Source organism: Pseudomonas sp. SORGH_AS_0211, from assembly GCF_031453455.1.
Taxonomy (GTDB): domain Bacteria; phylum Pseudomonadota; class Gammaproteobacteria; order Pseudomonadales; family Pseudomonadaceae; genus Chryseomonas; species Chryseomonas aestiva.
The window spans coordinates 1,657,245-1,678,160 of sequence record NZ_JAVIZV010000001.1; the positions used below are offsets into that span (position 1 = coordinate 1,657,245).

18 protein-coding genes are annotated in these 20,916 nt (G+C 68.6%); 9 read left to right on the plus strand and 9 right to left on the minus strand.

The genetic code is table 11. The annotated features are described in order from the left end of the window. Positions 1-11 precede the first annotated feature (11 nt). The gene (locus QE393_RS07730) at positions 12-938 is read right to left on the minus strand and encodes a glyoxylate/hydroxypyruvate reductase A (RefSeq protein ID WP_310042835.1); all 927 of its coding nucleotides are present in this window, start codon (positions 936-938) and stop codon (positions 12-14) included. A gap of 231 nt (positions 939-1,169) precedes the next feature. Between QE393_RS07730 and QE393_RS07735 the strand changes: the two genes are divergently transcribed. After that, positions 1,170-1,883 (plus strand): cupin domain-containing protein, encoded by a 714-nt coding sequence (locus tag QE393_RS07735; protein ID WP_273807432.1) that lies wholly within the window; start codon positions 1,170-1,172, stop codon positions 1,881-1,883. Positions 1,884-1,935: 52 nt separating this feature from the next. Here QE393_RS07735 and QE393_RS07740 read toward each other — a convergent pair whose 3' ends face one another. The 5 genes from QE393_RS07740 to QE393_RS07760 all read right to left on the minus strand — a co-directional run bounded on the left by QE393_RS07740 (position 1,936) and on the right by QE393_RS07760 (position 7,294). Further along, entirely contained in the window at positions 1,936-2,427 is a 492-nt protein-coding gene (locus tag QE393_RS07740; protein ID WP_007161776.1) for an Lrp/AsnC family transcriptional regulator, read from the minus strand. Between the two features lie 29 nt (positions 2,428-2,456). After that, the gene (locus QE393_RS07745; protein ID WP_310042837.1) at positions 2,457-3,146 is read right to left on the minus strand and encodes a hypothetical protein; all 690 of its coding nucleotides are present in this window, start codon (positions 3,144-3,146) and stop codon (positions 2,457-2,459) included. 199 nt (positions 3,147-3,345) lie between these two features. Beyond that, positions 3,346-4,635, minus strand: coding sequence for a 4-aminobutyrate--2-oxoglutarate transaminase (gene gabT / locus QE393_RS07750; protein WP_273807430.1), 1,290 nt, complete (start codon positions 4,633-4,635; stop codon positions 3,346-3,348). Between the two features lie 142 nt (positions 4,636-4,777). Next, positions 4,778-6,241 carry an NAD-dependent succinate-semialdehyde dehydrogenase gene (locus tag QE393_RS07755; protein ID WP_310042838.1) on the minus strand — a complete coding sequence of 488 codons (1,464 nt, stop codon included), beginning with the start codon at positions 6,239-6,241 and terminating at the stop codon, positions 4,778-4,780. Between the two features lie 144 nt (positions 6,242-6,385). After that, on the minus strand, positions 6,386-7,294 hold the full coding sequence (locus QE393_RS07760; RefSeq protein WP_310042842.1) for a LysR family transcriptional regulator: 909 nt from the start codon (positions 7,292-7,294) through the stop codon (positions 6,386-6,388). Between the two features lie 95 nt (positions 7,295-7,389). On the opposite strand from QE393_RS07760, the gene QE393_RS07765 reads away from it, so the two are divergent. Genes QE393_RS07765 through QE393_RS07780 form a run of 4 tightly spaced genes read left to right on the plus strand, consistent with a single transcriptional unit; the run spans position 7,390 to position 11,267 of the window. Continuing rightward, positions 7,390-8,526 (plus strand): DSD1 family PLP-dependent enzyme, encoded by a 1,137-nt coding sequence (locus QE393_RS07765; RefSeq protein ID WP_310042845.1) that lies wholly within the window; start codon positions 7,390-7,392, stop codon positions 8,524-8,526. Next, positions 8,516-8,905 (plus strand): RidA family protein, encoded by a 390-nt coding sequence (locus QE393_RS07770; protein WP_310042848.1) that lies wholly within the window; start codon positions 8,516-8,518, stop codon positions 8,903-8,905. The genes QE393_RS07765 and QE393_RS07770 overlap by 11 nt, the downstream gene beginning before the upstream one ends. A gap of 26 nt (positions 8,906-8,931) precedes the next feature. Next, positions 8,932-9,780, plus strand: a complete 849-nt coding sequence (locus tag QE393_RS07775) for a GNAT family N-acetyltransferase (protein WP_310042850.1) — start codon at positions 8,932-8,934, stop codon at positions 9,778-9,780. Between the two features lie 29 nt (positions 9,781-9,809). Continuing rightward, entirely contained in the window at positions 9,810-11,267 is a 1,458-nt protein-coding gene (locus QE393_RS07780; RefSeq protein WP_310042853.1) for an aldehyde dehydrogenase family protein, read from the plus strand. Here QE393_RS07780 and QE393_RS07785 read toward each other — a convergent pair. The 3 genes from QE393_RS07785 to QE393_RS07795 form a co-directional block, all read right to left on the minus strand. Continuing rightward, the gene (locus tag QE393_RS07785; protein WP_310042855.1) at positions 11,261-12,160 is read right to left on the minus strand and encodes a LysR family transcriptional regulator; all 900 of its coding nucleotides are present in this window, start codon (positions 12,158-12,160) and stop codon (positions 11,261-11,263) included. The two genes, QE393_RS07780 and QE393_RS07785, sit on opposite strands and share 7 nt — an antisense overlap. Before the next feature lie 76 nt (positions 12,161-12,236). Beyond that, positions 12,237-14,264, minus strand: a complete 2,028-nt coding sequence (locus tag QE393_RS07790) for a pyridoxamine 5'-phosphate oxidase family protein (RefSeq protein ID WP_310042857.1) — start codon at positions 14,262-14,264, stop codon at positions 12,237-12,239. A gap of 31 nt (positions 14,265-14,295) precedes the next feature. Further along, on the minus strand, positions 14,296-14,907 hold the full coding sequence (locus tag QE393_RS07795) for a glutathione S-transferase family protein (RefSeq protein WP_273807422.1): 612 nt from the start codon (positions 14,905-14,907) through the stop codon (positions 14,296-14,298). A gap of 307 nt (positions 14,908-15,214) precedes the next feature. Here QE393_RS07795 and QE393_RS07800 point away from each other — a divergent pair, with 307 nt between their 5' ends. The 4 genes from QE393_RS07800 to QE393_RS07815 all read left to right on the plus strand — a co-directional run bounded on the left by QE393_RS07800 (position 15,215) and on the right by QE393_RS07815 (position 20,849). Beyond that, entirely contained in the window at positions 15,215-15,727 is a 513-nt protein-coding gene (locus tag QE393_RS07800; protein WP_310042859.1) for a sigma-70 family RNA polymerase sigma factor, read from the plus strand. Further along, positions 15,721-16,668, plus strand: coding sequence for a FecR domain-containing protein (locus tag QE393_RS07805; RefSeq protein ID WP_310042861.1), 948 nt, complete (start codon positions 15,721-15,723; stop codon positions 16,666-16,668). The genes QE393_RS07800 and QE393_RS07805 overlap by 7 nt, the downstream gene beginning before the upstream one ends. Positions 16,669-16,738: 70 nt before the next feature. After that, a complete protein-coding gene (locus QE393_RS07810) occupies positions 16,739-19,135 on the plus strand; it encodes a TonB-dependent receptor (protein WP_310042868.1) in 2,397 nt (798 codons plus the stop codon). A gap of 340 nt (positions 19,136-19,475) precedes the next feature. After that, a complete protein-coding gene (locus QE393_RS07815; RefSeq protein ID WP_310042869.1) occupies positions 19,476-20,849 on the plus strand; it encodes a diaminobutyrate--2-oxoglutarate transaminase in 1,374 nt (457 codons plus the stop codon). Positions 20,850-20,916: the final 67 nt, after the last annotated feature.

The following is a 20,916-nucleotide window of genomic DNA, read 5'->3' on the forward strand; positions in this document are numbered from 1 at the left end:
CCGAGCCCCGGCTAGTACCCTCGCTGCCGATCGACCAGCCCACGCAGCGGCTCGCCGCGCTGGTGGCGGCGGATGTTGTCCAGCAGCACGGTGAAGGCCGTTTCCGGCACCGTCATGGCGCCCACGTGGGGCGTCAGCCAGATCCGCGGATGCTGCCAGAAGGGATGGTCGACTGCCGGCGGTTCCGGCTCCACCACGTCCAGCGCCGCCTGGCTCAGCTGACCGCTGTCCAGCGCCGCCAGCAGATCGGCGTCCACCAGCTGGGCGCCACGACCCAGGTTGATCAGGCTGGCGCCGCGGGGCAGGGCGGCGAACAGCCGGGCATCGAGGATGCCGCGGGTTTCCCCGGTGAGCGGCAGCAGGCAGATGAGGATCTCGCAGTCGGCCAGGAACGCTGGCAGCTGCTCAAGGCCGGCATGGCAGCGCACCCCTGGCAGGTCATGGGTCGAGCGCGACCAGCCCGAAAGCCGGAAACCAAAGGTGGCGAGCCGCTCCAGCACCGCCTGGCCGATCTGGCCGAGACCCAGCACCCCCACGCGTCTGTTCTCTGCCGTCACCAGGGCATGCTCCTGCCAGCGCCCTGCGGCCTGCTGGTCGAGGTAGCGCGGCAACTGGCGATGCTGTGCCAGCACCATGAGCGTCGCGTACTCCACCATGCCGGCGACGATACCGGGGTCCAGCATGCGCACCACCGGCAAGTCGGCAGGCAGCAGGCTCAGGTCGAACTGATCGACCCCGGCCGAGGTGGCGAACAGCACCTCCAGGTTGGGAAAGCGGCTGGCGAGGTCCTGCGGTGGTTGCCAGCAGGCCAGGTAGCGCACCTCATCGGCGTTGCCCACCGCCGGCCAGTGGCGGAATTCGATATCGGGCGCCCGCTCCTGGAACAGGTGTCGCCAGGCCTCGCCGCGTTCGGGATCGGCCTTGTAGAGCAGCGTCATGTTGAGGTCTCCGGAAAAGCACAAGGATGGCGCAACGGGGCGGTAGTTTGTCCTGAAATCCCGGGCATCGCCGTCATGATCGGTGGTGCGGCGGAAACTGCGCCGCATCCGGGAAAAACGGCAGCTTCTGTGCTGGCCCGGGGCGCAAACGCCATAACCCAGGCGCCTTGGCGGTCGATACTGGCCAGGTCCGCGGCACGCCCGCCGTGCCTCTTAGCCCGAGGATTCGCCATGCCCCTGCTGCACTACTGCCAACCGCCCAATGACCGCCAGCTGCCGCGCGCGCTGCAACCCCTGCACGATGATCCCCTGGCCGCCGGCCGGGAACCACACCTGCACGACGGCCGCCTGGGCTATGTGATGGGCAGCGCCGTCGCCCATTCCGCCGACTGCCAGCTGGAAGACTACCCCTGGGTGGAGGTCAGCCTCATCGAGGCCGGGGAGTTGCAGCTGGAATGGGACGGAAAGGTTCTGCAGCTAAAGGCCGGCGATGCCGTCATCCTGCCGCGGGGTCTGACTTGCCGCTGGCGTCACGGCGGCGAGTTGCGGCGCCTGTTCATGGCCTTTCCCGGCCGGGCCAGCGAGGGACCCATGCCCCAGGCACCCGTGCTGCTGGATCCCTCGGCCCCGCGCGAGCCCTCGCCGCCGCCGGCGGCCAGCGTCCTGCTCAGCCCCGAACCCACGGCCACTGGCTGCGATCTGTTCGAAAGCGGTGGCGGCGCCCTCCGTATCGGGATGTGGGAATGCACGGCCTATACGCGCAAGGCGGTGAGCAATCCCCACTGCGAGCTGATGCTGCTTTATGCCGGCTCCGTGACCCTTGAGGTCGCAGGGGAAGCGGCCTGCACCGTCAATGCGGGCGAGGCGGTGCTGGTACCGGCGGAAACGCCCATGGCCTGGGACAGCCGGGAACGCGTGCGCAAGCTGTATTGCATCCTGCGCTGAGAAGAGGACGCTCCGGCAGCGGGATGCTGGCGGAGCGTCGCGGCGAGGGTGATCAGCCCGCCTTGATCAGGCTGCGCAGCGGCAGGGCGTTCTTGACCACCGGCGACTTGATGACGATGTAGCTGAAGTACTTCTCGATGCCGACGTTGCGGTCGAGGATGGATTCCATCAGCTCCTGGTAGTGGCCGATGCTGCTGCACATGAAACGCAGCAGGTAGTCGTAGCCGCCGCTGATGAGGTGGCATTCGAGGATCTCGTCGACACCGCGGATGAAGGACTCGAACTTCACGAAGTCGGCGCGCTTGTGGTCGGAGAGGGTGACCTCGGTGAAGACCGTCACCGAGTTGGCGATCTTGGCGAGGTTGACATGGGCTTCGTAGCCGCTGATGTAGCCGGCCGCCTCCAGGCGCTTGACGCGCTGCAGGCAGGGGCTGGGCGAGAGGCCCACGGCTTCGGCGAGACTGACATTGGTCATCCGGCCATCCTTCTGCAGTTGCACCAGGATGTTGATGTCGATGCGGTCCAGTTTTGTTGCGGCGTCCATCGTCGTTCCTCGCAGTCGTGAACGTCAGGCTAGGCACGCAGGGCGGTCTGATGCGCATGCACCAGGTCGGCGAGACTCGCGTACTCGCACCGCGTGCCATCCAGGGCCTGCCGTGAAAGGTTCCAGGGCCGCGAGCGATCACGGCGCAAGGTACACAGCGGAAAATCCACCAGGGGGTTCCAGGGGTCGTCCGGTTCGCTGCCCCTTACCGGCAGCAGATCCCCACGCGCCAAGCCCAGCTCTTCCAGGGTGTTGTCCAGCGCCAGGCGCAGATCGCCACCGCGGTTGGGGATCACGGCGGCGAACACCTCGGGCAAGCGTGCCGTGACCGCCGCGGCGTCGCCGTCATCGGGCGAGGCCAGCAACACCAATCGATAGAACTTGCTCAGGTACTGCAGCGCGCCCGGCGCATCCTCGAACACCGGCCAGCACGTCGTGGCGTTTCCAAAGGCCACGCTGGCATCCAGATCGTCTGGCTGCTGCAACTCTTGCGCCAGCCGCTGGTGGATACGCAGGTGCAGGCTGGTCTGGCTGGCGTTGGGCGCGGCCTGGCGCAGCTCGCGGGCCAGGCGGTGATAGCTGCCGAGCAGCCAGTCGGGGTGGGTGCTGAGGCCCGCCTGCGCCACAAGGGGGCGCAGGGCTTCGAGGATGCCCCCTTCGCGGTCGACGAGGGTGCCGTAGCAGGAAAAGCCTATGGCCTGGTAGCGCGTGATTCTCATGGTCGGTTTCCCCTTGGCGCCGCGCCGGTCGTGCCGGAGCGGCGTTACGTTCGACCTCAGAAGCCATTCACGACCTGCTGCGCGTCGGCCAAACTGCGTTGAAAAAGCTTTCGAAATGCTCATTTACCGCTTGTAAACTGCGCTTTCTCAGGCTTTTTCGCCTTGTTTGACGCTAGCTCGCGAGATCGTGGACAGCTTCTCAGGCAGCGGCCTGGGCGAGGGCTTGGCCGAACATGTGCAAGGCTTCGGCCAGTTGTGCCTCGGTGGTCACCAGCGGTGCCAGGAAGCGGATGACATTGCGTTCGACACCGCACTTGATCACCAGCAGGCCCGCCTGGCGAGCACCGTCGATGACCTGCTGGGCGAGGGCGGCGTCCGGACTGTGGCCATCGGTGCCGACCATTTCCACCGCCAGCATGAAGCCACGGCCACGCACCTCGCCGATGCGTGGATGCCGCCGCTGCAGCTCGAGCAGACCGCTGCGCAGCTGCTCGCCGAGGGCGATGCCGCGGGCGACCAGATCCTCTTCCGCGAAGACGTCCAGTACCGCCAGGGCCGCGGCGCAGGCCAGGGCGTTGCCGCCATAGGTACCGCCGAGGCCGCCGGGCAGGGGCGCGTCCATGATGGCGGCGCGACCGACCACCCCGGAGAGCGGCAGGCCACCGGCCAGGCTCTTGGCCACCGTCACCAGGTCGGGCTGGACGCCGGTCTGCTGGAAGGCGAAGAGGCTGCCGGTCCGGCCGAAGCCGGTCTGGATCTCGTCGGCGATCAGCACGATGCCGTGCTGGTCGCAGAGGGCGCGCAGCGCCTGGAGGAATTCCACCGGCGCCGGGCGGAAGCCGCCGTCGCCCTGCACCGGTTCGATCAGGAGGGCGGCCACCTGATCGGGTGCGATCTGGGTGGCGAAGACTTCGCGCAGACCGGCCAGGGCCTGCTGGCTGTCCACCCCGCGGAAGGCATCGGGGTAGGGCGCGTGGTAGATGTCACCGGGGAAAGGCCCGAAGTTCTGCTTGTAGGGCTGGGCGAAGCCGGTGAGGGTCACGCCGAGCAGGGTGCGGCCATGGAAGCCGCCGCGAAAGGCGATCACCCCGGGGCGCCGGGTGTGGGCGCGGGCGATCTTGATGGCATTCTCCACGGCTTCGGCGCCGGAGGTCAGCAGCAGCGTCTTGTAGGCTTCGCCGTTGCCGATGAGGGTATTGAGACGGCTGGCCAGCTCCAGGTAGGGCTCGTAGGCCATCACCTGGAAGCTGGCGTGGGAGATCTCGCCGACCTGGCGACGCACGGCCTCCACCACCCGTGGGTGATTGTGACCGACGTTGAGCACGCCGATGCCGCCGACGAAATCGAGGTAGCGACGACCGTCCACATCCCAGACTTCGCTGCCCTGGGCGCGGGCCACCACGACGGGATGGGCGGTAATGATGCCGCGGGGAACGCCTTGTTCGCGAAGACCCAGCAGGCGGTCGGTGGCTTTGGCAGCGGAATTCATGCAGCGATACTCCAGGCAGGGGCGAGAGTTCCAGCCTACGCAGGCCGCAGGGTCGGTAACGCTGAAGTTGCCGGCCCCGGCATCGTGATCGGCTGTTTTGCTTGGGGGCGGCGGCATTTTCGGTTGCCTGCCGCCTTGGGTTTCAGTCGAGCCCGCCAAGGTGCCAGGCCTTGACCTCCAGGTACTCGTCCAGCCCCAGGTGCGAGCCCTCGCGGCCCAGGCCGGATTGCTTCACGCCGCCAAAGGGCGCGACCTCCATCGACAGGGTGCCGGTGTTGAGCGCCACCATGCCGAATTCCAGCTGTTCGCCGACGCGCCAGGCGCGGCGCAGGTCCTGGGTGTAGTAGTAGGCGCCCAGGCCGTAGGGCGTGGCATTGGCCAGCGCCAGGGCCTCGGCTTCGTCGCGGAAGCGGAACAGCGGTGCCACCGGGCCAAAGGTCTCCTCGCGGGCCAGCAGCATGTCCGCCGTGGCCCCGGTGAGCACCGTGGGCGCGACGAACTGGTCGCGGCCGCTGGGCGGTCCGCCGTACAGGGCCTTGGCGCCCTGGGTCAGGGCGTCGTCGACATGGCGCGCCACCTTGTCCACCGCCAGGCGATTGATCAGCGGACCCAGGGTCACGCCGGCGTCCAGGCCGTTGCCCACCTTGAATCTGGCCACCTCGGCAGCCAGCCGCTCGGCGAAGCGGTCGTGGATGCCGTCCTGCACCAGGATGCGGTTGGCGCAGACGCAGGTCTGGCCGGCGTTGCGGAATTTGCTCTGCAGCACCCCGGCGATGGCCAGGTCCAGATCGGCGTCGTCGAAGACGATGAAGGGCGCATTGCCGCCTAGCTCCATGCTGGTGCGCTTCACCGTGGCCGCGCACTGGGCCAGCAGCAGCTGACCGATGCGCGTGGAGCCGGTAAAGGACAGCTTGCGTACTGCCGGATTGCCGGTCAGTTCACCGCCGATGCCGGCAGGCATCCCGGTGAGCACGTTGAATACGCCCGGCGGAAAGCCGGCGCGCTCGGCCAGTTCGGCCAGCGCCAGGGCCGACAGCGGGGTGAGGTCCGAGGGCTTGATCACCACCGGGCAACCGGCGGCCAGGGCCGGCGCAGCCTTGCGGGTGATCATGGCGTTGGGGAAATTCCAGGGGGTGATGGCGGCGGCGACCCCCACCGGTTGCCGCAGCACCAGCACCCGGCGATCCCGGGCGGGGGCGGGCAGGATGTCGCCAAAGCTGCGCCGGGCTTCCTCGGCGAACCATTTGACGAAGCTGGCGCCATAGGCGATCTCGCCGCGCGCCTCGGCCAGGGGCTTGCCCTGTTCCAGGGTCATCAGCAGGGCCAGGTCCTCCTGATGCTCCAGCATCAGCGCGTGCCAGCGCTCCAGCAGGGCCGCGCGCTCGGCTGCCGGACGTTCGCGCCAGGCCGGCCAGGCCGCCTCCGCGGCGGCGATGGCGCGGGCGGTTTCCGCCGCCTCCAACGCCGCCACCTGGGCGATGACGGCGCCGGTGGCAGGATTTTCCACGGCGAAGGTGGCGCCGTTGTCGGCGGCTATCCAGTGACCGCCGACATAGGCGGATTCCTTGAATAGGCGTGGGTCTCGCAGATCGGGGTGCAGTGGCATGGTGGCGCTCCCAGTGGCAGGTCAGCCCCTGAGTCTAGGGAGCGGCCACGGTGGCGAATGCCGAATTGCAGGGTGCCTGAACGCTGCCCGCGGTGTTCCTCACCGCCTCGCCGCAGTTTCTGCGGCGGCGCTCGGGCGTTGCCTTTATTGAGCGTCGGTGCCCGCCTCCAGTCCCTTCACCGCCTGGTCGAGGAAGCGGGCCAGCGCCTGGAGCCGGGCGCTGCGCTGCTTGCGCGCGGGGACCAGCAGGGTGATGGGCGCACGGTCGAAACGCCAGTCCAGCAGCAACCGGACCAGCGCGCCGCGGGCGATGGCGTCGGCCACGTCCCATTCGGAGCGCAGCACGATGCCCTGACCCTGTTCCGCCCAGCGTCGGGCCACGCTGCCGTCGTTGGTCAGCAGCGCGGGCTCGATGCGCAGTGTCCGGCGCTCCTGAGCGTGGCGGAGTTGCCAGAGCGTCACGTCTTCGTCGTTCTCGCGGATGCAGATGCAGCGGTGCCGCAGCAGGTCCTGCGGCTCCCGGGGCACGCCGTGCTCGGCCAGGTAGGCGGGGCTGGCGCACAGCCAGCGCTCGTTGTGCGCCAGGGGCTTGGCGATCCAGGAGCTGTCCTCGATGGCGCCGATATGGATGACCGCGTCGCTGTCGTGTCGATCGGGCCAGGGCGTCTCGCGCAGGTCCAGTTGCAGGCGTACGCCTGGATGCAGGCTGGCGAAGCGTGCCAGCAGCGGGGCGATGCGCTGGCGGCCGTAGCCGAAGGGCGCCGCCAGGCGGAGGGTACCCACCAGTGGGTGGTCGTGGCGGATGAACGCCTCCGGCAGGGCGTCCAGGCGCTCGAGCAGCTCGGCGCATTCCCGGGCCAGGCGTTCGCCATCGGGCGTGAGGCTCAGCCGCCGAGCATCGCGATTGGCCAAGGCCACGCCCAGGCGTGCCTCCAGCCTGCGCAGCCGAGCGGAGAGGGCGGGCGGCGAGACGTTCAGGGCGCGCGCCGCCGCGCTCAAGGAGTCGGAACGTGCCAGCAGCACCATCAGGCGCAGGTCTTCGATGGCGATCATTAATCTGAGCTGAAGGAATGAGTCAGTTGAATTGAAGCACAGGTTCATGCTGGCTGGTTACAGTCGAGGCATCGCCCATCGGTCGAGTCCCCGCCATGACCCCGTCCCTGCTCACCCTCGATACCCCCGCCGCGCTCATCGACGAGGCGCGGATGATCAGCAACATCCAGTTCATGCAAGCACGCATGGACGCCCTCGGCGTACGCCTGCGGCCCCACGTGAAGACCAGCAAGAGCGAGGCGGTCATTCGCCGGCAACTGGAGGCGGGCGCCCAGGGCGTGACCGTTTCCACGCTGCAGGAGGCCGAGGCCTGCTTCGCCCTGGGCATCACCGACGTGCTCTATGCCGTGGCCATCGCCCCGGCGCGGCTGGAGCAGGTGCGGGCGCTGCGGCGGCGGGGCTGCCGGCTCGGCATTCTCACCGACAGCCTGGCGGGGGCGCGCGCCATCGTCGAAGCCGGACAGCGCCATGCCGAAGCCTTCGACGTCTGGCTGGAGATCGACTGCGACGGTCATCGCGCCGGCTTGCAGCCCGACGATCCCAGACTGTTGCAGGTCGCCGAGGTGCTGCGGGCCGGCGGTATGACTCTCGCGGGCGTGCTCACCCACGCCGGCTCCAGCTACGCGTTGAACGAGCCCGCGGCCTTGCAGGCGCTGGCCGAGCAGGAGCGCGCCCTCTGCGTGGCGGCGGCCGAGCGGCTACGGGCCCGGGGCTTCGCCTGTCCGCAGGTGAGTATTGGCTCGACACCCACGGCGCTGTCGGCCCTGGACCTGACCGGCGTCACCGAGGTGCGCGCCGGGGTCTATGTCTTCCAGGACCTGGTGATGCTCAACGTCGGCATCTGCCGCGCCGACGACCTGGCGCTGAGTGTCCTCACCACGGTGATCGGCCACCAGCCGGAAAAGGGCTGGGTGCTGGTGGATGCCGGCTGGATGGCGCTGAGCCGCGACCGTGGCACCCAACGGCAGCGGCGCGATTTCGGTTACGGCCAGGTCTGCGAGCTGGACGGGACCTGGCTCGAAGGCGCGCTGCTGTCCGGCGCCAATCAGGAGCACGGCATGATCAGCTTCGCGGGAGGGGCGCCCGCCGATCTGGAGCAGCGCTTCCCCGTGGGCAGTCGCCTGCGCGTCCTGCCCAATCACGCCTGCGCCACCGGTGGCCAGTTCGATCACTATCACGCCGTGGACGCCGCCGGCGCCCTCACTGCCTGGAGTCGCCTGCATGGCCGTTGATCCCGAATTCATCCAGACCGTCGAGGCCGCGCCGCCCGGTGGGCATTACGCCCAGGCGGTGGCCTACCAGGGGCTGCTGCATGTCTCCGGGCAGCTGCCGGTGCGGCCCGATGGCAGTCACAGCGTGGCGGCGAGCTTCGCCGAGCAGGCGCGCATCGCCCTGGACAACCTCTGCGCCATCCTGACCGCCGCCGGGCGCGGACCGCAGGATCTGCTCAAGGTGACCGTCTACGTGGTGGGTATCGAGCATTGGCCTACCTTCGACCGCCTCTATGCCGGGTACCTGGGCGCGCATCGCCCGGCGCGGGCGGTGGTGCCCGTACCGCACCTGCACCATGGTTATCTCGTCGAGATCGAGGCGCTGGCCCGCGCCTGCTGATCCCGGACATCCCACCAGGAGAGCTCATGAACGCCTCGACCTACAGCTATCGCCCCGCCACCACCGAGGACCTGCCGGCCGCCCACGCGCTGTCGCAACGGCTGCGCTGGCCGCATCGGGAAGCCGATTGGGCCATGGTCCAGCGCACCGCCGACGGATTCGTCGCCGAACGCGAGAGTCAACGGGTGGGTATCGCCTTCGCCTGCCACCAGGGCGACTTTTCGTCCATTGGCCTGGTGATCGTCAGCGACGAGCATCAGGGCAAGGGGATCGGTCGCCGCTTGATGCAGCTGTGCCTGGACGCCACGGCGCCGCGCACGCCCATCCTCAATGCCACCGAGGCGGGCGCCCCGCTGTATGCCAGCCTGGGTTTCGTGACCTTCGACCATATCCAGCAGCACCAGGGCTGCCTGGCCAATGCGCCCACCGCGCCAGTGCTTTCCGAGTTGCGCTGCCGCCGTCTGGCGCCGGCCGACTATCCGCAGGCGATCGCCCTGGCCAACGCCGCCAGCGGTCTCCAGCGCAATCGGGTGCTGGATGATCTGCTGCCCGAGGCGCTGCAGGTAATGGGGCTGGAGCGGGAGGGTGAATTGCAGGGCCTGGCCCTGCTCAGACGCTTTGGCCGGGGCCTGGTGATAGGCCCCGTGGTAGCGCCGGATGCCGAGGCGGCCAAGGCGCTGATCGCACCCTTGCTGGAGGCGACCCAGGGTCAATTCGTGCGCATCGACATCCTGGCCGATTGCGGCTTGGCCGACTGGCTGGTAGCCGCCGGCCTGGCCTGCGTCGATCGCGCCCCGCGCATGGCCAGGGGCACGCCGCCACGACCGTCGGAAAACGTCCGATCCTTCGCCCTGGTGACCCAGGCGCTGGGCTGAGTCGCGTTCAATCTTCAGGAGACACCGCCATGCTGTTGGACGCCACGCTGCACGACCTGCTCGATCCCCGGACCACCAGCCACTTCTATCTCGACGGCCACTGGGTGCCCGCCGCTGGCCCGGAACGGGTCAGAGTGATCAACCCGGCGAATGAACGTCCCCTGATCGACGTGGCCCTGGGCAGCGTCGCCGAGGTGGATCGGGCCGTACAGGCCGCCCGCGCGGCCTTCATCGACTGGTCCGGTCGTACCCCGGCCGCCCGGGCCCGGCTGCTAGAGCGACTCCATGGCCTGCTGACGCAGCGCAGCGAAATCTTCGCCCAGGTCATCTCCCGGGAGATGGGCGCGCCCCTGGCCGCGGCGCGCGCCCTGCAGGTGCCCCTGGCCCTGGAACATCTGCGCGTCGCGCGCGAGGTCGCGCTCGACTACGCCTTCGAGCGCAGCGAGGGTGCGCTGCGCATCCGCCGCGAAGCCATCGGCGTCTGCGCCCTCATCACCCCCTGGAACTGGCCGCTGTACCAGATCACCGCCAAGGTCGCGCCGGCGCTGGCCGCCGGCTGCACGGTAGTGCTCAAGCCCAGTGAACTGGCGCCATTGAGTGCCTTGCTGTTCGCCCAGGCGGTCCATGACGCGGGGATACCGGCCGGGGTGTTCAACCTGATCAACGGTGACGGCCCCACCGTCGGCGCCGCGCTGGCCGAGCATCCCGAGGTCGACATGATTTCCATCACCGGCTCCAATCGCGCCGGGGTGCAGGTGGCCCGGGCCGCCGCCACCACCGTGAAGCGAGTGACCCAGGAGCTGGGTGGCAAGTCGCCGAACCTGCTGCTACCCGACGCCGACCTCGAGACGGCCGTGGCCAAGGGCGTGCTGGCGGCCTTCCGCAACAGCGGCCAGTCCTGCAGCGCGCCGACGCGGATGCTGGTGCCCCAGGCCCAGTTGGCGGAGGTGGAGCGCCTGGCGGCGGCCACCGTGGCCAGCCTCGTGGTCGGTGATCCCCTGGCGCCCGCGACGACCCATGGTCCCCTGGCCAATGGCGCCCAGTTCGCCCGGGTGCAGGAACTGATCGAGAGCGGCCTGGCGGAGGGCGCCAGGCTGGTCTGCGGCGGACCGGGGCGACCGGACGGCTGCAGCACCGGCTTCTATGCCCGCCCCACGGTCTTCTCGGCGGTCACCACCGGCATGCGCATCGCCCAGGAGGAGATCTTCGGGCCGGTGCTCTGCCTGCTGCCCTATGGTTCCGTCGAGGAAGCCATCGCCCTCGCCAACGACAGCCGCTACGGCCTCAGTGCCCACGTCCAGGGGCAAGACCCGGCCCAGGTTTCCGCGGTGGCTAACCGCATCCGCGCCGGGCAAATACATCTCAACTATCCGGCCTGGAACCCCTGGGCACCTTTCGGCGGCTACAAGGGCTCCGGCAACGGGCGCGAATATGGCGTCCACGGCCTGGAGGAATACCTGGAGACCAAGGCGATCCTCGGTCACTGACGCGGATTGAACAGCGGATTGCTCCGCAATCCCGCTACCGCCAGGTCGATGAACGCCCGGACCTTGGCCGGCGCCTGGCGTCCCTCGGGATAGATCAGATTGACCGGCAGTGGCGCCTCTTCGTGGTCTTCGAGCACCAGTTGCAGCACGCCGTCCGCCAGCGCCCGGGCGATCTGATAATGCGGCACGCGGGTGAGGCCCAGACCGCTCTCGGCCGCGCTGATCGCGGCGGCATTGGTGTTGCTGTGCAACAAAGGCTCGACCACCACCCGTTGCCCGCCGGCGAAACGCCATTCCAGCGACGACCAGGCGCTGTGGGACACCAGGACGCGGTGATCGCGCAGCTCGGCGGGCGTCCCTGGGACGCCACGGGTCGCCAGGTAGCTGGGCGCGGCGCAGACCACCCGCCGCATGCAGCCGACCTGGATGGCGGTGAGGCCGGAGTCGGCCAGATGGCCGATGCGCAGGGCGATGTCCATGCCCTCGTCGACGATGTTCACCGGCCTGTCGACGAAGAAGGTCCGGGCGCGCACGTCCGGATAACGCTCGAGGTAGTCCAGCACCAGCGGCAATACGTGCAGTTGGCCGAGGAGCAGCGGCGCGGTGATCGCCAGGGTGCCGACCGGCTTGGCGTAGTGCCCGGCCGCGGCCAGTTCCGCTTCGGCGATCTCGCCGAGGATGCGCCGGCAATCCTGCAGATAGCGCGCACCGGCCTCGGTGGGTTTCACCGAACGGGTGGTGCGCACCAGCAAGCGGGCGCCGACCAGCGCTTCCAGGCCCGCCACCAGGCGGGTCACCGCCGGGGCGCTCAGGTGCAGATCCCGGGCGGCGCGGGCGAAACTCTCGGTCTCGGCCACCTTCACGAACACGCGCATCGCCTGGCAACGATCCATCTGCGGGGTCTTCCTCTGGGCGCCGGAGCGGCCCGGCAAGACGCCCATGGTAGTCGACCCGGCCCGGCTGGCCAGCCTAGAGATCGAGTTCCAGTGGCGCGGACCCGGCGGCGGGCCGCGCGCAACAGAGCAGGGCCTGGTCGGCGGCGACCGTCGTGGCGGGTTCCTTGGCATAGGTGACCGCGCCCTGGAGCAGCCCCGTACGACAGCTGCCACAGTGCCCCTCGCGACAGCTGAAGGCGGGCTCCAGGCCCTGGGCCTCGGCCAGCTCCAGCAGACTGCCGGAGGCGGGCGTCCACTGCGCTTCCTGGCCGGACGCCGCGAAGCGCACCCGGACGGCCTCGGTGGCTGCGGCAGGCCGTACGGTCGCCGCCGTCGCCCCACCGCTGCGCACCAGGCGGGCCGGACCGAAGGCTTCGGCATGGATACGGCCATCCTCGATGCCAAAATCGCGCAGGCCGTCATGGAGCCCTTGGATGAAGGCCGCGGGGCCGCAGAGGTAGAAGTCATAGTCACCGAAGGGCAGCTGGCGACCCAGCAGCGCCATGTCGATGCGTCCGGCGACGTCATAGTCCACCCCGGGAAGGGCAGCAGCGGGATCGCTCAGCACCTTGATCACCCGTACCGCTTCCGGAGCCCTGGCCATCAGCTCGGCGAGCTCCCTGTCGAAAGCCCGTTCCGCCGGGGTCCGGGCGCCATAGAACAGCGTGACTGGCCGCCGATCCTGATGGACCGCCTGGCGCAGCATGGCCAGCAACGGAGTGATACCGATCCCGGCGGCCAGGAACACCAGGGAGCGCTCCGCCGCGGTCGCCAGGGTGAAGTCACCGGCGGGCGCCCGCGCCTCGATCAGATCACCTTCGCGCAGCCGGTCGTGCAGCAGCCGCGAGACCAGGCCGTCGCGCTTGACGCTGATGCGGTAATGGCCGTCGGCGGGGAGGGAGGTCAGGGTATAGGTTCGCACCAGGGAGGGCTGCCCCGCCTCGGCTGTCACCCGGATCGGCAGGAATTGGCCGGCCTGGTAGGAGGGCAAGGCTGTGCCGTCCACCGCTTCGAGGTGGAAAGAGCGGATGGTGGCGCTCTCCTGGACGATCCGGGCGATGCGCAGCGGACGCCAGTGGCGGTCCTGGGCCCTGGCCTGCAGGCGCTGCTCGGCCTCCGCCCAGCTGCCGGTCAGCCGACTGCTGTCCGACTCGCCGCCGGGCTGCGTCTGCCAGCGTAGCGCCAGGGCGCCGCGGCGACGGACGATACGCTGCGGGCGAAAGGTCCAGAGGCGTTCGGCGCCTTCGAAGGCGCCGATCTCGGGCGAGTCGAACAGCACCTCGGCGGTACCGCTCAGCTGCAGCAGATCGCCGTGCTCAAGGTCCGCGAACAGCAGGCCGGCCCGGCCATTGGCGACGACATTGCCCAGGGTGTTGAAGAACAGATTGCCGTTGAAGTCGGGAATGGTCAGCAGGCCCTCGGCGTCTACCCGGACGAAGCCCGGCCTGCCGCCCCGGTGCGAGACATCGACCCGTCGCTGGCCCTGCTGGTCGGCGTAGGAGGCGACGAAAAAGGCATCGGCGCCGGCGATCAGCGCACGGGCTGCCATGTCCAGGCCGGCGGGGTCCTCCACGGGCCCGACCGGCGCTGCGCCCGGTTCGTGGGCGAAGCTCAGGTCACGCAGCTGGATATAGCGCGGGCAGTTGCCAAAGCTCTGGTCCACCGTCACGCGCACTCCCTGGGCCGCGGGAGTGAGGATGCCGTTCATGCGATTGCGACGGCGCGTGTGCCACTCGATGCCCAGCAGGCCCACGGCAGCGCCTGCGCCCAGTCCGGACGCCGCTGGATCCTCGCTGGCCGGGCGGGCGGCGATATCCAGGGTGGTGGACGTGGGCGAGGCGAGAAAGCCCGGCTGGCCTTCCAGGATCGTCGCCCAGGCGTCGCCCGCGGCATCCACGCTGCCCAGTACCACGAAGGGCAGCTGGGCGAAGAACTGCCGATGCTGGTCGGGCATGAACGGCCGGATCACCCGCGGCCCCAGGGCCTCCAGGCGTTCGCGGACGCCCAGCCGTTCCTGGATGAAGGTTTCCCCGGCGTGCCAGGTGGGTAGGGGCTCGTGCATGACCTTGGCCTCCAGCAGGGTGAAGGCGCGATCAGGCCCGGAGGCCGGCCGCGGTCTCGGCAAAGGGCACGAAGCCGGGCAGGGCTTCCACCCGCTGCAGGAAGGCACGCACGGCCGCATAGGGCGCCAGCTCCACATTGCCTTCCGGCGCTCCGGCCAGGTAGCTGTAGAGGGCGATGTCGGCGATGGTCGGATGATCGGCGGCCAGCCAGTCTCGCGTGGCCAGGTGCGCTTCCAGGCGTTCGAGCAGGACATGGGCGCGGGCGATGACTTCTTCCGGATTCAGACGGGCGCCGAACACCGTGATCAGCCGCGCCGCCGCCGGGCCATAGGCCAGTTCTCCGGCGGCCACCGACAGCCAGCGCTGCACCGCGGCCGCGCCAAGCGGATCTTCCGGCAGCCAGTCGCGACGACCGGCCTTTTTCGCCAGGTAGACGAGGATGGCATTGGCATCGGCGACCACCGTCGCGCCGTCCTCCAGCACCGGCACCTGGCCGAAGGGATTGAGGGCAAGGAATTCCGGCGTGCGATTGGCGCCGCCCGGAATATCGATGTCGATCAGCTCGACCTCGATCCCCAGCAGCGAGGCGAAGAGCACGGCGCGATGGGCATGACCGGACAGCGGGGTGTGATAGAGCTTCATGATCCGACTCCTGGCAGGCATCGGGCCGAGAATGGTCCCGATAGGTGCTACCAGCTTGGGATCAGCGAGCTTTCGAGGGAATGGGTCTTCTGGTCAGTTCAGCATTCCGCAAAATGGAATGATCGAGTCAGGGGCGGGCAAGGGCGGCTGTTCCCGTCATGGACCTCAGCTAGGCCCTTCGGCAGTTGCAAATCAGGCCTGATCTGTCTATCAGGCGGCAGTCTAGAGCGCCTGGGACTGGTCGGTGCCTAAGACTGTAAAGTAGAATCAATATCATCTAAGCATCATCGAGCAGGCAGCACCCGTCATGAGTGATATGGCTCTCGCATCCTCACGCCATCTTCATCGGCTCTATTGCGACCACAGCGGCTGGCTACAGGCCTGGTTACGGCGGCGGCTGGGCAGCGAGTGGGATGCGGCCGATCTCAGCCAGGAGGCCTTTCTACGGCTGGTGCGCAGCCCCGAGGTGCTGGGCGAACTGCAGGAGCCGCGGGCGTATCTGGTGACCATCGGCAAGCGCCTGCTGATCAATTTCCAGCGCCGGCGCAGCCTGGAGCAGGCTTATCTCGATGCCCTGGCCGAGCTGCCCGAAGCCTGCGCGCCATCGCCCGAGCAACGCTGGGTCCTGCTGGAAACCCTGCAGGCCCTCGATGAGCTGCTCGACGGCCTGCCCGCCACGGTGCGCCAGGCCTTCCTGCTCAGCCAGCTCGAAGACCTCACCTACCGCGAGATCGCCGAGCGCTTGCAGGTCTCCGAGCGCACGGTGAAGAGATACATGGCACAGGCCTATGAGCATTGCCTGCTGGCGGAGCTGTGCTGAGCGGCGCCCAGGACCGGCGGCGGACCGCGATCCGCGAGGCCGCGGGCTGGCTGGCACTGCTGGAATCCGGCGCGGCTGGCGAGCGCGAACACCAGCAGTTGCAGGCCTGGCGTCAGGCTCATGCCGAGCACGAGCGCGCCTGGCAGGCGGCCTTGGCGCTGCAGCAACGCTTCGCCGCGGTACCGTCGCGGCTGGCCATGGCCAGTCTGCAACCGGTCGATCGCGGCCGGCGTACCGCCTTGCGTCAATTGCTCGGCCTGGCGCTGGTGGTACCGACGGGATGGTGGTTGACCCAGGAAGTGCCACTGGACGCCTGGACCGCCGATCTTGGCACCGCCACCGGCGAACGCCGCAGCCTGACCCTGGCCGACGGCAGCCTGCTGCAACTCAATACGGCGACCGCCGTGAACCTGGATCAAGCGCGGCGACGGCTGACCCTCGTGCAAGGCGAGCTCTCGCTGCAGGTGCCCGGAGCCCAGCCGCTGACGCTGGACACCCGCTTCGGGGCCCTGACGGTGCGCCAGGCCGAGGTCTGCGTGCAGCAGGATGACGAGGGCTGCGATGTGCGCGTGGTCAGCGGTAGCGTGGGGGTGCAGCCGCTGAGCGGCCCGGGGCTGGAACTGGGCAAGGGCCAGCAATTGCGCCTCAGTGCCCTGGGGATCGGTGCCATCGAGCCGTTTTCCGCGACGCTGCTGAGCTGGCGCCAAGGCGTGCTGATCGCCCAGGACCAGCCACTGGACGAATTCCTGCAGGCACTCGGTCGCTATCGACGGGGCCTGCTGCGCTGGGATCCCGCGCTCGCCAGCCTCAGGGTCACCGGCAGTTTCCAGCTCGCCGATACCGACCGGGTACTCGCGCTGCTGGCCGCGACGCTGCCGGTGGAGGTGCACTGGCGTACCCGCTTCTGGGTGACCCTGAAACCCCGCTCGGTCAGCGTCTGAAAAAAGCCTGTCCCCTTTTCCGTACTCGTCGGTCATTAACGGCATAGGACAATCAAAGGAGGGGGATTCAATGGTGGCGTTGGTATTGCGTCCGTTGCTGCGCACGGGCTTGCTGGTGGCGTTGAGTGGTACTCCCTGGTGGGCGGGTTCCGCCTGGGCGCAGGAGGCCGCCCGCCGGCACTATGAGATTCCCGCCGGCAGTCTCGCCCAGGCGCTGACGCGCTTCGCCGCGGAATCCGGCGTCAATCTGGCGGTGGATCCGGGGCTGGTGGGCAAGCGCAGCAGCGCCGGCCTCAACGGCGACTATGGCGTGGAGGAGGGCTTCAGCCGCCTGCTGGCCGGCTCGGGGCTGCGGCTGCAACCGCTGGGGGCGCGTGACTTCACCCTGGCGCCCGCGCCGCAGGACAGCGGCGTCCAGGAACTCGCCAGCACCTCCATCGTCGCCACCAGTCTGCAGGCGGACGACGCGCCCTACGCCGGCGGCCAGGTCGCGCGGCAAGGCTCCCAGGGGCTGCTGGGCAATCGCGACTTCATGGACACGCCCTTCAGCCAGACGTCCTACACTGCCCAGACCGTACAGAATCTCCAGGCCCGCACCCTTACCGACCTGATCGCCAGCGATCCCTCGGTGCGCTCCACCAATCCATCGGGTGGTCGCTTCGAGCAGTTCACCATCCGCGGTTTCAGCCTGTTCAATAGCGACGTCGCCTACAACGGGCTCTATGGCGTGCTGCCGACCTATTCCATCGACATGGAGATGGCCGAGCGGGTCGACATCCTCAAGGGGCCGAGCCAGCTGCTCAACGGCATCTCGCCTCGCGGCAGCGTCGGCGGGGGCATCAACGTGGTGCCCAAGCGCGCCACCGACCAGCCCATCACCGAAATCACCGGCAGCTATGCCTCCGACAGCCAGGTGGGCGGCGCGGTGGACATAGGTCGTCGCTTCGGCGAGGACAATCGCTTCGGGATGCGCTTCAACGGCGTCAAGCAATCCGGCGACACCACCTGGGATCATCAGCGCGTCGACCGGCAGATGGGTGTGCTCGGTCTGGACTATCGCGTGGAACGCCTGCGCCTGGGCCTCGATCTCGGCCACACCGAGCGCGACACCGATGCGCCCCAGGAGCGGGTGCTGGTCGGCGCCAATGCCCGGGTGCCCGATGCCGACGAGGTGCGCCACAACTATGCCCAGCGCTGGACCCGCGCCCAGACCAGGGACACCTTCGGCGCCCTGCGTGGCGAATTCGACGTCGACGATTCGCTGATGGTCTATGGCGCCGTGGGCGCGCGCCGCAGCGATCACGATTTTCTGCGCCACAACGTTTCCCTCACCAACGACGCCGGCGATTTCACCGTCCAGCCGCGCGACTTCACCCGCGACGAGAACGTCCGCACCGCCAACGTGGGCGCGCGCAAATGGCTGCAGACCGGGCCGGTCAGCCACGAGCTCAATGTCAGCGCCGACTACTTCTACATGGACTTCGAGAACGGTGGCGGGCGCTATGCCAGCGGGGCGAGCAACCTCTATGCGCCCCGCGACCTGCCCGCGCCGGGCGTGCGCACCCGGTCCGATGCCAAGGACTACACCGAGAACCGCTTCAGTGGCGTGGCCCTGGCCGATACCCTGGGCTTCTTCGACGACCGCCTGCTGGTCACCCTCGGCGCCCGCTGGCAGCGGGTCAAGGTGGACGACTGGTCCGATGGGGTGAAGCAAACCACCGCCTACGACGAGGAAAAGGTCTCGCCCTCGGCGGGGGTGCTGTTCAAGGCCACCGAGCGCCTGTCGCTCTATGCCAACTACATGGAAGGCCTCAGCCAGGGCAAGATCGCGCCGTCCACCGCGCTGAACGAGGACGAGATCTTCCCGCCCTTCATCAGCCGCCAGGCGGAGGTGGGCGCCAAGTACGACTTCGGTGCCGTGGCCGTGACCGCGAGTGCCTTCCGCATCAAGCAGCCGGCCTACGAGACCAACGCCACCAGCCGTACCTTCGGTCCCAACGGCAAGCGGGTCAACGACGGGGCGGAGCTGAGCGTGTTCGGCGAGCCGCTGGCCGGCTTCCGCGTGCTGGGCGGCCTGATGTACATCGACAGCGAACTCAGGGACACCGTGGGTGGCACCTTCGACGGCAATCGCGCCCCGGCCACGCCCAAGCTCAATGCCAACCTCGGCGCCGAACTGGACATCCCGGCGGTGCCCGGCCTGACCCTGACCGGACGGGGGATCTACACCAGCTCCCAGTATCTGGATCAGGCCAACAGCAAGGAAATCGATGCCTGGCATCGCTTCGACGTGGGCGCGCGCTACGCCTTCAAGGTCGACGCCACCCGCGTGACCTTGAGGGCCTCGGTGGAGAACGTGATGAACGAGCGCTACTGGGCCTCCGCCGGCGCCTCCGACGACAGCGAACCCGGCCTGACGATCTCCACGCCGCGGACCTTCGTCTTCTCCACCACCCTGGCGTTCTGACGCCGCCGGAGCCCGCTGCTGCGCAAGGCTCGTGCAGTCCTGCGCAGCCGCAGATTTCATGAGCCGTTAATTACGGGGGAAACGGTGCTGCGTTATTCGGTTGAAGTTCGTTATCCATCGACAGGAGTGCCATGCGGATATAGCTGAAACAAGATTCTCATCAAGCTTATCGCCGAGCTATTTAAATAACGGACTGTAGTAAGTTCGGGCTTCCTGTCGTCCGCACATTGGCCAAAGTTGGGCGAGTTCAAAGACTGGACTATTGACGGGAATAGCGGTTGAAGGATGAGAATGAAACTGATTATCGTTACCGAAGATAAACGTCCCGAGGTCTGACGCCATGCTTCAACCATCCCTCAGTCGCGATACCGCATTAGCCGACAACGCCTTCTTTCTCACTCGCCAGGCGCGCTTCGAATCAAATGTCCGCAGCTATCCGCGCAAGCTGCCGCTGGCTATCGGCAAGGCCGCCGGTGTCTGGGTGACCGACGTCGAAGGCAAGACCTACCTGGATTGCCTGGCCGGGGCCGGCACCCTGGCGCTGGGCCACAACCATCCGGCGGTCACCGCGGCCATCACCGATTTTCTCGGTAGCGGCCTGCCCATGCACAGCCTGGACCTCACCACGCCGCTCAAGGACGCCTTCAGCGAGCGCCTGCTGGGCCTGCTGCCGGGGCGGGCAGAAGACTACTGTCTGCAATTCTGCGGGCCATCTGGCGCCGATGCGGTCGAAGCGGCGCTGAAGCTGGCCAAGAAGGTCACCGGGCACAGCAACGTGGTGGCCTTCTCCGGCGGCTACCACGGCATGACCCATGGCGCCCTGGCCGTGACCGGCAATCTCGCGCCCAAGCAGGGCGTGACGGGGCTGATGCCCGGGGTGCAATTCCTGCCCTATCCCCATGAGTACCGCTGCCCGCTGGGACTGGGCGGCGAGCAGGGCGCCGCGGCCCTGGCGCGTTATCTGGAACGCTTCTTCGGCGACGTGGAAAGCGGCGTCTGCCGGCCGGCGGCGGTGATCGTCGAGGCGGTCCAGGGGGAGGGCGGCGTCAATCCGGCGCCGCTGGAGTGGTTGCGGACCCTGCGCCAGATCACCCGGGCGCACGGCATCCTGCTCATCGTCGACGAGGTCCAGACCGGCTTCGGTCGCACCGGCGAGCTGTTTGCCTGCCAGCATGCCGGCATCGAGCCGGACATCCTGGTGCTGTCCAAGGCCGTGGGCGGTGGCCTGCCGCTGGCCTTGCTGGCGATTCGGCGCGAATTCGATGCCTGGGAACCCGGTGGCCATACCGGCACCTTCCGCGGCAACCAGCTGGCGATGGCCACGGGGCTGGCCACCCTGGAGGTCATCGAGCGCGAAGGCCTGGTCAGCCATGCGGGCCAGCTCGGTGGCTGGCTCAAACGTCATCTGGAGCGGCTGCGCGAACGTTTCCCCGCCATCGGCAATGTCCGTGGCCTGGGCCTGATGCTGGGCCTGGAGATCGTCGCCGCGGGTGGCGAAGCGGATTCGCTCGGCAGCCTGCCTGCCGATCCCGCCCTGGCGGCGGCCATCCAGCGCCACTGTTTCGCCCAGGGACTGCTGCTCGAACGCGGCGGCCGCGACGGCAACGTGGTGCGGCTGCTGCCCCCGCTGATCCTGCAGGAAAACCACTGCCTGCTGCTGCTAGAACGCCTGGAGGCGGCCCTCGTGGCGGCGCTGGCCGAGCCCCGTGGCTGAGCGCAAGGCACCCGTCGAGTGCCGTGACACCGGATCGCTCCCCGCGACGCCCAACCTCCTGGACCCT